Source organism: Eubacterium limosum (genome assembly GCF_000807675.2).
GTDB classification, from domain to species: Bacteria; Bacillota; Clostridia; order Eubacteriales; family Eubacteriaceae; genus Eubacterium; species Eubacterium limosum.
Genome location: NZ_CP019962.1, coordinates 658,640 through 670,831, shown reverse-complemented (window position 1 = coordinate 670,831; position 12,192 = coordinate 658,640). Strand labels below are relative to the sequence as shown.

The 12,192-nt window shown below is 47.9% G+C and carries 8 protein-coding genes; all 8 read left to right on the top strand.

The annotated features are described in order from the left end of the window. The first annotated feature begins 93 nt into the window (after positions 1–93). The 8 genes from B2M23_RS03055 (at position 94) to B2M23_RS03020 (ending at position 12,168) form a co-directional block, all read left to right on the top strand. Positions 94–1,062, top strand: a complete 969-nt coding sequence (locus B2M23_RS03055) for a YybS family protein (RefSeq protein WP_038353296.1) — start codon at positions 94–96, stop codon at positions 1,060–1,062. Next, positions 1,059–3,038, top strand: coding sequence for a DHH family phosphoesterase (locus B2M23_RS03050; RefSeq protein ID WP_038353295.1), 1,980 nt, complete (start codon positions 1,059–1,061; stop codon positions 3,036–3,038). Before B2M23_RS03055 ends, B2M23_RS03050 begins: the two co-directional genes overlap by 4 nt. After that, a complete protein-coding gene (gene rplI / locus B2M23_RS03045; RefSeq protein WP_038353294.1) occupies positions 3,035–3,484 on the top strand; it encodes a 50S ribosomal protein L9 in 450 nt (149 codons plus the stop codon). Before B2M23_RS03050 ends, rplI begins: the two co-directional genes overlap by 4 nt. 57 nt (positions 3,485–3,541) lie before the next feature. After that, positions 3,542–4,882 (top strand): replicative DNA helicase, encoded by a 1,341-nt coding sequence (gene dnaB / locus B2M23_RS03040; protein ID WP_038353293.1) that lies wholly within the window; start codon positions 3,542–3,544, stop codon positions 4,880–4,882. Between the two features lie 233 nt (positions 4,883–5,115). Then, positions 5,116–6,501 carry an NAD(P)/FAD-dependent oxidoreductase gene (locus tag B2M23_RS03035; RefSeq protein ID WP_038353292.1) on the top strand — a complete coding sequence of 462 codons (1,386 nt, stop codon included), beginning with the start codon at positions 5,116–5,118 and terminating at the stop codon, positions 6,499–6,501. 14 nt (positions 6,502–6,515) lie between these two features. After that, positions 6,516–7,346 (top strand): 16S rRNA (cytidine(1402)-2'-O)-methyltransferase, encoded by an 831-nt coding sequence (rsmI, locus tag B2M23_RS03030; protein ID WP_052237372.1) that lies wholly within the window; start codon positions 6,516–6,518, stop codon positions 7,344–7,346. 620 nt (positions 7,347–7,966) lie between these two features. Beyond that, complete coding sequence (gene metG, locus B2M23_RS03025; RefSeq protein ID WP_038353290.1) at positions 7,967–9,913, top strand: methionine--tRNA ligase; 1,947 nt, start codon at positions 7,967–7,969, stop codon at positions 9,911–9,913. A 251-nt stretch (positions 9,914–10,164) separates the two neighbouring features. Continuing rightward, on the top strand, positions 10,165–12,168 hold the full coding sequence (locus B2M23_RS03020) for an LTA synthase family protein (RefSeq protein WP_052237370.1): 2,004 nt from the start codon (positions 10,165–10,167) through the stop codon (positions 12,166–12,168). Positions 12,169–12,192 lie beyond the last annotated feature (24 nt).

The following is a 12,192-nucleotide window of genomic DNA, read 5'->3' as shown; positions in this document are numbered from 1 at the left end:
ATTTAAGGACAAAAGGGATTTTAAAACTAATTCAAGGTGTATCATGTATAATAGAATTGGATAAATATGCCTTGAAAAGGAAGGTATGAAAAAATGAAAACAAAGGCCATAACAGAGGGTGCAATGCTGTGTGCATTGGCGGTAATCATCGCTCTGTTTTCTTCTTATGTTCCCTTTTTATTGCTGCTTTTTTTCCTGATTCCAGTGCCGATGGTTATACTGGCGGAAAAACAGGGCTTTAAGGTGACACTTATCGCGGGCCTGGCAGCAACGCTGATTTTATTTATGTTTATGGACCCGCTTACAGCCGGGGGCTACGGTATCTATATGATTTTTGTGGGCTGTAGTCTTGGGTATATGTATTACAAGCGTAAGGATGGTTTTCTTAAACTCGCAGCCGCTTATGCCGGGATTTTCGCAGCAATCATCCTCATCATTATTTTGCTGCAGGTCCTGACAGGACAGAATTTTGTCGCAATGCTTACGGAAACCATTGACACCTCATCAGCGCAGGTAATGGATGTTTACCGCTCTCTGGGCGCTTTTCCAGAGGATCAGCTGAGCCTTTTGCAAACAGCTGTCGACCAGATGAAGGAGACCATGAAAATGGTTATCCCGCTGGCGTTTCTGATTTCGCCATTCTTTATTGGCTGGGCCAATGTGTTGATTTCTGACACAATTCTGAAACGGATGCGGCTGCAGGTAAAGCCGCTTCCACAGCTCAGTAAATGGCGTCTGCCGAGGTCCTTTAAGAATTTCCTCATTATGGTGGTCATTGTCCTTTTAGTCATTGATCTGGCGCATATTGATACGATTCCGGCCGTCTATACCTATACGCTGATGATGATCATCTATCTTCTGTACTTTTTAATGGGGATATCCTTTGTGTACTGGCTGATAAACCGTAAGCGGGCAAAGGAATCCATGGGCCTGAAGATTCTGATCGTCGTACTCTGTCTGTTTATACCGTATATTTCCTATATTATTTCCTTTGTAGGCGTTGCGGATATTTACATTGATGTACGAAAATTTATAGAAAATCGAGATGGTACAAACATATGAAAGAGAAGCAATCAATCGCGTCGAAGCTCTATTTAGTGATTTTTCTGCTGTCGCTGATTCTCCTGTTCTACAATATCCCTCTGGGGTGCCTGGGCGTTCTGCTCTGCGGCATCTGCTTCTGGCGTGACAGCCAGGAGGAAAAACAGTCCAATCTGCGCCTTCAGAAGGCTATTGAGACCATCTATGGCGATATTGACCGTTTAAACCAGGAGCGGATGTATGAGCTGCCGATTGCCCTGGTGATTGTCAACGAAGACGGACAAATCTGCTGGTATAATCAGTATTTTGACCGGAACTTTAAGAAGAAGGATACGACTGCCAACTTTTTCGGGAAAAAAATTCAGGAAGAGCTGGGGATCAACCTTGAATCTCTGCTCAAGGAAAAAGAACAGGACTTCAATCACAGGGATATCGACTATACCATTGTGTCAAACAGCTTCAGCGACGGGGATGAAACACTGATTCTGCTGCATTTTTTTGATGTCACTATTCAGAAAAAACAGCAGGAAATCTATAAGGAAAACGAACCGGTTTTCTGTTATATTTTAATCGACAACTATGACGATATCATCGAGCAGCTTCCCAGCCACGAGCGGTCTGCGGTGCTGAGCCAGATCGACCTGAAGATCAACGAATGGGCAAAGAAGGTCGGGGCTGTGATCATTCAGTATGAAAATGACCACTATTTAATGATTTTTGAAAAAGAAAAACTGAGGGCCATGGAAGAAGAGCGTTTCCGCATTCTCGATGAAATCCGGGAGACAGAAACCGAAGAAAAATCCCAAGTGACCCTGAGTATCGGTATCGGTGTGTCCGATGAGCCGCTGGCTATCCGTGAAGCCGATGAGCTTTCCCACGCGGCGCTGGACATTGCCCTTGCCCGCGGCGGCGACCAGGCCGTTGTCAGACAGGATGAAAAAATGGCCTTTTATGGCGGAACCACTGAAGCCACAGAAAAACGGACTAAGGTTAAGGCCAGGGTTAAAGCCCACGGCCTCAGAGAACTTATCCGCGAGTCCGACAATGTCCTGATCATGGGGCATCAGACACCGGATATGGATTGCCTGGGCGCGGCAGTCGGCCTCCTTGGCGCCTGCAAGGCGCTCAATAAAACCGGTAAGATTGTTATTAAAGAGATTAACTACAGTATTAAGGAACTGTTCCAGTACCTGATGGAAAACGACGAGTACCGGGATTCCTTCATCAAGCCAAAGGAAGCAGAGGACTACATTACGCCCAACACCCTGCTGATTATCGTGGATACTCAGAATGCCAACTATCTGGAGGTTCCGGAGCTGATCGACGAAATCGAAAAGATTGTGGTCATCGACCATCACCGGCGTTCCGGAAAATTCATCGAAAAGACGGTGCTCAACTATACGGAAGCCTACGCCTCATCGACCTGTGAATTGATCACAGAGCTGCTCCAGTACCTTGATGAAAAGGAAAATATGAACGAAACCGAGGCCAATGCCCTCATGGCGGGTATGTGCATGGACACGAAGATGTTTACCTTCAAAACAGGGGTGCGTACTTTTGAGGCAGCCTCCTATCTCCGCCGTAAAGGTGCGGACACCATTATCGCCAAAACCATGCTTCAGGATGACCTTGCAACCTATTCCACCCGGTCAGAAGCGGTGCGGAACGCGAAGATCTATTTTGACAGCATTGCCATTTCCCAGTTGGAAAACGAATCGGAATACGCCAAGATCATTGCCGCCCAGGCAGCGGATGAGCTGTTAAATATCAAGGGGATCAACGCGTCCTTCATTATCTTAAAAAGCGGCAGCGGGCTGGTGATCAGCGGCCGTTCCATGGGTGAGGTCAACGTTCAGCTGATCCTTGAAAAAATGGGCGGCGGCGGTCATTTAGCCATTGCGGGCGCCCAGCTTCCAGATATCAATGATCTGGATGTCGGAAAACAGATGTTGCTTAGTGCCATTGAAGAATATATGAAAGAGAGAGAAGAAAAATGAAAGTAGTTTTATTAGAAGATGTTCAAAATGTCGGCAAAGCCGGCGAAATTGTCAATGTTAAGGATGGCTACGGCCGTAACTTTTTGATCAAAACCAACAAAGGGCTTCCGGGAACAAAAGAAAATATCGCTAAGGCTGAGGAAGCCCAGGCTCTGAAAAAACAACAGATGGAAGAAGAACGTCAGGCCGCTGTGGCTTTGGCAAAAGTCATTAACGACACGACCGTCACCATTGCTGAAAAAGCAGGGGAAGACGGAAAGCTTTTTGGCTCTGTCACCAGCAAGGATATTGCTGAAGCCCTGGAGGCTCAGAAAGAAATCAAAGTGGATAAACGCAAGATCGCTTTAAACGCACCAGTCAGAAATGTAGGCCGTATTGAAGTAAAGGTTAAAACCTATGCCGGCGTTGAAGGCAACCTGACAGTTGTGGTTGAAGCTGCAAAATAAATTTGGAAATCCGTGCCGATTTCCTGGGAAATTTTTTGAAAAAGGAGGTGAAATCAGGTGATTAACCCGAAGACTCCGCCCCACAACCTTGAAGCAGAACAGTCAGTTCTCGGGGCGATTTTGCTGGAAGAATCCAATATCGCCAGGGCCGAGGAGCTGCTGTCACCGGACGACTTTTACAGTACCGCTAATGCCAGAATATTTGAGTGTATGCTGGCGCTGCATGATGAAAGACGGCCAATCGATACCGTAACTTTGATTAATATGCTTAAAAACCGGGGCGTTCTTGAAGAAATTGGCGGGCCGGCCTATATCGCGGGCTTGGTTGACCAGGTCCCCATGTATACGAACTATGAGGAATACTGTAAAATTGTTCAGGAAAAATCGGTCATACGAAACCTGATTGACACCGCCACCGAAATTCTCAATGAAAGCTACGGCCAGTATGATGATGTGGAATCCGTCATCGAAAGTGCCGAGCAGAGTATTTTTAAGGTTTCACAGGGAAAAAAACGCGGGGACTTTGAGCCCATCAGCGAAACCCTTGGTGAAACCCTGATGCAGATTGAGACCATTCAGCAGAACCAGGGGAATCTGACCGGCCTGACAACAGGCTTTTCAGAGCTCGATCTTTATACCTCCGGTCTGCAGAGATCTGACCTGATTTTCGTGGCAGCACGTCCCTCCATGGGTAAAACGGCCTTTGCCTTAAACCTGGCCCAGAACGCTGCCCTGAAGGAAAACGCCGCAGTCGCGATTTTCAGCCTTGAAATGTCAAAGGCCCAGCTGGTACAGCGTATGCTCTGCGCGGAATCTCTGGTCGACAGCAATAAGATCCGTACAGGAGATCTTTCACCGGAGGACTGGGAGAGTATCTCCCTTGGCTACAGTCATTTATACAATACCAATATCTTTATTGACGACACTCCGGGGGTGACCCTGTCAGAGGTACGGTCAAAATGCCGCCGTCTCAAAACAGAAAAAGGGCTGGATTTGATTCTTATCGACTACCTTCAGCTCATGAGCGGCAGGGGAAAGGCTGAGAACCGGCAGAATGAAATCTCGGAGATTTCCAGAGGTTTGAAGAGCCTTGCCCGTGAAATGGACTGCCCGCTGATCTGCCTGTCACAGCTCAGCCGTGCGCCGGATGCAAGGACAGACCATCATCCCATGCTCGCCGACCTCCGTGAGTCCGGCTCCATCGAGCAGGATGCCGATGTAGTTATGTTTTTATACCGTGACTATTACTATAACAAAGAATCTGAGCCTCACATCGCCGAACTCGATATTGCCAAGCAGCGTAATGGCCCGACTGGCCGTCTGAAGCTCGCATGGCTGCCTGAATACACCAAATTCAATGATCCTGCGCCTGATTTCTATGAGGACCCGGGGTACTAAATATGGTAGTGCAGCGGGAATGGTGAGGCGGTTTTCAAGCTGTGGTACAATGGAAATCTGTGGTCATTGAATGGAGAATGGAAAATTGAAAATGGAAAATGACAGGTGCAAATCCGCAAAGCGGATTTGATTATAATCAAATTTGCCAAAGGCAAATTTGTTCTTTGATTTTCCATTCTCAATTATTTTTTTATTGAAGGTTACCCTGACGTTCAGGGTAAGAAGGGTTTCATATGAACAAGTATGATGTCATTATAATCGGCGCCGGCCCTGCCGGCATTTTTGCTGCGCTTGAGCTTAAAAAGGAAAAGCCTGAGCTCAGTATTTTAATGCTGGAAAAAGGTAACGCCATCGAAAAACGGATTTGCCCAAAACGGAAGACTGGCGTGTGTGTGGGATGTAAGCCCTGCAATATCACGACGGGGTTTGCCGGAGCGGGCGCTTACTCAGACGGGAAGCTCTCGCTGTCGCCGGATGTCGGCGGGGAGCTGCCGGATTATATCGGTTATGAGAAAACCGAAGAACTTATCGCCTATGTGGATGAGCATTACCTGCGCTTTGGGGCAGACCCCAAGGTACACGGCCTCGATAATCCAGAGAAAATCCGTGAGATAAGGACAAAGGCCATCCAGAGTAATCTAAAGCTTATCGAATGCCCCATACGCCATATGGGGACAGAGGTTGGCTACACCATCTATAAGCGCATTCAGGATCATTTGATCCATGATCTTGGGGTAGAAATCAAGTTCCGCAATCCGGTAAAGAGCCTGATCGTGGAGGACGGTGTGGCTGTTGGCGTGAATGCCGACGGTGAATACTACGCGGATAAAATTTTAGCCGGTGTAGGCCGTGAGGGTTCAGAGTGGTTTAAAGCCATGTGTGACGCCTACAGTGTAGATACCACAGTGGGCAAGGTGGATATCGGTATCCGGCTTGAAACCCGCAACGAAATCATGAAGGAAATTAACGATGCCCTTTATGAGGGCAAGCTGGTCTACTATACGCCGACCTTTGACGACGCGGTCCGGACCTTCTGCTCAAATCCCGGCGGAGTCGTTTCAACGGAATACTATGATGATAATCTGGCAGTGGTCAACGGCCACAGCTACAAATCCGACGCTTTAAAAACAGACAACACCAATTTTGCGCTGTTGGTTTCCAAAGGCTTTACAAAGCCTTTTAACGCGCCCATCGCTTATGGCAAGCACATTGCCAGCCTTGGAAACATGCTGACCGGGAATAAAATTCTTGTGCAGCGCTACGGCGACTTTATCAGAGGCCGGAGAACCAACGAGGAACGGCTGCACCGTAACAATATCCGCCCCACTCTCAAGGATGCAGTGCCGGGAGATTTGTGCCTGGTGCTGCCATACCGCATTATGAAGGATATCGACGAAATGATCCAGGCGCTGGACCATGTATCGCCGGGTCTGGCCAGCGATGAGACCCTGCTTTACGGGGTAGAGGTCAAATTCTACTCTAACAAGGTGGCTGTGGATGAACATTTTCAGACCAATATTAAAAACCTGTACGTGCTGGGCGACGGCGCTGGAATTACCCGTGGTCTGATGCAGGCGTCTGTCAACGGCGTCTATGTGGCGCGAAATTTGTTTGATTAAAAATGGAGAATGACATGCCGGGTAAACTATACATTGTCGGAACACCCATCGGTAATCTTGAGGATATTACGCTGAGGGCTCTCAGGGTTTTGGAGGAAGTGGACGTGATCGCCGCGGAGGATACCCGCCATACGGTCAAGCTGCTCAATCATTTTGAGATTAAGAAGCATCTGCTGGCCTATCATCAGCATAATGAGCAGAGCGGCAGTGAAAAGCTGCTGGAGTTTTTGACAGAGGGTAAAAATATTGCCCTGGTCAGCGATGCGGGAATGCCCATTATCTCTGACCCGGGCTCGGTCATTGTCAGTCGGTGCAATGAAGCCGGAATCCCGGTGGAGGTGGTGCCCGGACCAAACGCTGGGCTTTGTGCACTTGTGCTCTCAGGCATTGATGCCCGGGCCTTTACCTTTATGGGTTTTTTAGGAAAGCGAAATAAAGAGATCCGTGAGGGGCTTGAGAAAATAGCCGTCTCTGAAAATACGGTTATTCTCTATGAAACGCCCCACAGACTGGTGAAAACACTGGAAGCCATGGTTCAGGTCATTCCGGACCGAAAAATGAGTATTTCCAGGGAAATAACAAAAAAATATGAAGAGACCCGAATGGGCACCGTTCAGGAGCATCTGGACTGGTATTCTGAAAATCCACCTAAGGGTGAGTTTGTGCTGGTCATTGAAGGCGGCGACGGGCTTCCGGCAGGCTGTCAGGATTTGGCGGCCCTTTCTCTGGAAGATCATGTGGCCCACTACAAAGACCAGGGTATGGGCGAAAAGGAAGCCATGAAGCAGGTAGCCAGAGACCGGGGCGTGAGCAAGCGGGATATCTACAACCTGATCAAACGGTAATTTGAAAACAATTGAGAATGGAAAATTATAGTACAAATCTGCGGCCGCTGCAGGCGGTCAAAGAAGAGGAACAATCCGAAACTGCGCCTTTTATCCAGATAAGAAAAAAGGTCCAGGCGCTGTGGTAAACGGTCCGGAATCGTGGAACAGCCGGACACTTTCGAGATCAAAGATTAACATTCATAAAGAAGATACAGGTGAGTGATCAGTACCCGCAGGACACTTTTTTCTTTCTTAGGTAAAAGGCTTCGTCTCTTAGGTTTTTTCCATTATTGTAAAAGGGCTTGCATTTTAAAAATATTTGGATATAATAGTATAGTAATAAATTGAATATGAACTGCGATGAAGAGAAGAGTACATTCGGAGAAAGCATACAGAGAACCGGGAAAGGTGAAAGCCGGCTGTGGACAAAGAATGGAAGATGGCCTCGGAGCAAGCTTTGGTGAGGGTGGAAGCCTAAGCCAGGGCCGCGGAAAGCGTTAAAAACAAATAATAAACCCTGCCGGTTTATTAGCTGAGCCGTCTGCCGTGAGACAGGCGGAAAGTAAGGTGGTAACACGAGAGCTTCGTCCTTATATGGAGAGGCTCTCTTTATTTTTAGAAATTTTTAAGGAGGAAATATGATGGAAGAAAAGAAAACTTTTTATGTCACAACCCCGATTTACTATCCAAGCGGGGATTTACACATCGGCCATACCTACACCACTGTAGCCGCTGATACCCTGACCCGTTTTAAAAAGCTGACGGGCTACGATACCTATTTTCTGACCGGTACAGATGAGCACGGCCAGAAGATTCAGAAGGTTGCTGAGGAAAAGGGCGTTACCCCACAGGCCTATGTGGATGACGTGGTGGGAAGAATTAAGGAGCTGTGGAAGCTGATGAACATCAACTATGACCAGTTTATCCGTACCACAGATCCGGAACACGAGAAAACTATCCAGCAGATTTTCAAAAAGCTCTATGACCAGGGCGATATTTACAAAGGAAAATATGAAGGCTGGTACTGCACGCCCTGCGAATCCTTCTGGACAGAAAGCCAGCTGGTGGACGGAAACTGCCCGGATTGCGGACGTCCGGTAGAAAAAGCCTCCGAAGAAGCTTATTTCTTTAAAATGTCAAAATACGCAGACCGCTTGTTGCAGTATATTGAAGACCATCCGGATTTTATTCAGCCGGAATCCCGGAAGAATGAAATGATCAACAATTTCATCAAGCCCGGACTTCAGGATCTCTGTGTTTCCAGAACCTCCTTTAGCTGGGGCGTTCCGGTAACCTTTGACCCGGGGCATGTGGTGTATGTCTGGATCGACGCCCTGCCGAACTATATCTCGGCACTTGGCTATATGAATGACAAGCCGCAGCTCATGGATCAATACTGGCCGGCGAATGTGCATCTGGTCGGTAAGGACATCATCCGCTTTCATACCATCTATTGGCCGATTATTCTAATGGCACTGGATCTTCCGCTGCCAGAACACGTATACGGCCACGGCTGGATTCTGCTAAAGGGTGGAAAAATGTCCAAATCTGTGGGGAATGTAGTCGACCCGGTAGAGCTGGCCCAAAAATACGGTGTTGATGCCCTGCGCTATCATGTGCTGCGTGAAATGACCTATGGTGCAGACGGTATTTATAACGAAGATCTGCTGGTCAGCCACATCAATTCTGATCTGGCCAATGACCTGGGTAATCTCCTGAGCCGGACTGTGGCCATGACCGTGAAATACTTCGATGGTGTGATTCCGGCTGAGCGTGAAAGCGGTGATTTTGACGCCGATCTCATTGCTCTGGCAGAGGAAACCCCAGGCATTGTGGAAGATTATATGAATAAGCTGGATTTCAGCCGCGCGCTGGAAGCGATCTGGAAGCTGGTTTCCCGTACCAATAAATACATTGATGAGACACAGCCATGGGTTTTGATCAAAGATCCTGAAAAGAAAGCCCGTCTGGCAATGGTGATGTATAACCTGACAGAGTCGCTCAGAATAATTTCTGTACTCGTAAGCTCTGCAATGCCCGATACCGGCGTTAAGATTGCCGATGAACTCAAGGTACCGGACGAACTCAGGACCTGGGAAAGTATCCAGTCCTTTGGAAAATACCCGGACGGCATCCAGGTAGAGCGCTGTGAACCGATCTTTCCGAGAATTGAAGTGAAGAAGGAAAAACCAGAGCAGAAGCAGCAGCCTAAAAAGGAAAAACAGGCCAAGAAGGAAGAAAAAACCGAGGTGCCGGAAGGTTTGATCACCATCGATGATTTTGCCAAGGTTGAGATGAAAGTCGCAGAGGTCATCTCCTGTGAACAGCACCCTGACGCAGACCGCCTTCTGGTGTTCCAACTGGATCTGGGAACAGAAAAGCGACAGATTATCTCCGGAATCGCTAAATACTATAAGCCTGAAGACCTCGTGGGCAAAAAGGTCATTGTCTGCACAAATCTGAAGCCGGTTATGCTGCGGGGACTGGAATCCAACGGGATGATTCTTTCCGCTGTTAAGGGGAAAAAGCTGAGTATTCTGACCGTTGACGGCGATGTGATTCCAGCCGGCGGCAAGGTAAGCTAAAAGGATAAAACTTAATTTGTATTGAAAATAACACAAAACCGCCTGTTTAATGATATAATATGATATAAGGGTCAAAAGAGCATGTGTTTCACGTTCGCGTGAAAAAACAGGGCTTTTGGACTCGCCAAACATGAGAAAGCAGCCGTTTTTTGCAGAAAAATGAGCGGATTTCGAATGTTTTTCGGATTTCGGGAGTGTGAAACACGGAGAAATCCGAAGGTATTATCATCTTCAGAGAACAGGAGGTTTTTTTGGATTCTGTAATCAATTTAACAACGAGTAAAAAAAGAATATTGGCAGCGCTGGCGACAGTGGCAGTGCTGAGCCTGAGTCTGGCGCTTTGTTACCAGATGATGGGATTTGATGAACGTTACCTGAACACAGCGGGGCTGTGCATTTTTATGATCGGCCTGGCGATCTTTTCAAATATAGAGTGCAGGGAGCGTGCAGCAGCTCTGTGGAATATGCTGCTGCTTGTCCTGATCTCTGCCTTTTCTTATACCATCTTCCAGATCTTTCAGGAAGCGCCCTTTGATACAGAGGGAATTCGTTTATTTTTAAACCTGGCCTGCTGTATGGCAGTCTATGTTTTTTTATATATTTTAACAGGACGGATGAGAGCATCCTTGATGGGTGGGGGAGTTCTTCTGTATATTTTTGGATTGGCAGGCTACTTTGTCCGTCTGTTCAGAGGAGATACGCTGCTCTATACGGATCTGTTTTCAGCGAAGACAGGACTTCAGGTCGCTTCGGCCTACCATTTTGAGCTCAGCGGCACGATTCTGCTTGCAACGCTGGTTCTGGCGGCACTGCTGCTTTGGGCCTTTAAAGCAAACAGACGCGTTCGGGATAAATATAAAAGCCGTAAGCTGCGCCTGATGGCCTTTGCAGCCCTGACCATCACCTTTGGGTTATTTTTTGAGACCAATGTGGAGCGGTATTACTATGCCTGGGACATGCCGGTTAACGGCTACCCTTATACCTTTACGGTCAATGCTAAGCTCTCACATGTCAGGGAGCCGGAAGGATATGATCTGGCCTTTCTGGGCGAGAGTATCAAAAACGTGCAGCAGCCCATGACTACAGGGGCTGTCGGCCGGGGCGGAACAACGGAAAAAGCCGCTGTTGGTCCCGGGATGAAAAACAGTCATAAGCCTAATATTATTGCCATTATGAATGAGTCCTTCAGTGACCTGCGGGCCGTGGGGGATTTTTCAACCAATATTGACTACATGCCCTTCATTGACAGCCTGCAGGAAAATACCATTAAAGGGAATCTCTATGTGTCAGTTTTCGGCGGAGGCACCTGTGACTCCGAATACGCTTTTCTGACAGGGAACACCACGGCTTATCTGCCAGAAAATGCGAGGCCCTATCAGCTTTATATCAAGGGTCCGGCCCCCGGACTCACGTCAACACTGAACTATGAAGGCTACAGCAGCTACGCCATCCATCCTGGAGAGCGGAACGCCTGGAACCGTGACAAGGTTTATCCGAATTTTGGCTTTCAGCAGTTTTTCTCAGAAGAAGAATTTTTGGAATCTCAGACGCTCAGAGAAAAATGGGTCAGCGATGCGGCCACTTATGACAAGGTCATCGAGCTTTATGAAAACAAAGGCGACAATCCTCTTTTTGTCTTTGATGTGACCATCCAGAACCATGCTGGCTACCAGCTGAATGCCGATGATCTGGAGCCCGTGCTTCTGGAGGGGATGGAGGGAAGCTATCCTGAAACCGAGCAGTACTTATCGCTGATGCGCAGCTCCGACGCGGCGTTCAAAAATCTGATCGACTATTTCAGCGGTCAGGATGAGCCCACACTGGTGGTCATGTTTGGCGATCATCAGGCGTATATTGAGCAGGCTTTTTATGAAGAACTCATGCAGAAGCCCCTGGACCAGTGGAGCCTGGAGGAACTGCAGAGGCGTTACGTTACGCCCTTTGTCATCTGGGCAAACTATGACATCCCAGAAGCTCAGGTGGATAAGCTGAGTGTAAACTACCTTTCCAGCCTGCTGCTTGCGCAGGCGGGTATCCAGGGCACACCCTACAACAATTATTTAATGAAGCTGTCCGAAACCCTGCCGGTCATCAATAAAGTAGGGGTCATTGACAATGAGGGGCAGTACTTCAGAAGGGGCGATCCAACTATCCATGACCGTGAGGTCCTGGAATACCAGCAGATACTCTACAATAACATGCTGGATACGGCGAGGCGGCGAAACGATTTGTTTTACCCGGCTTCAGACTTTTAACTAAAAAAATCCCCGGATCATTTG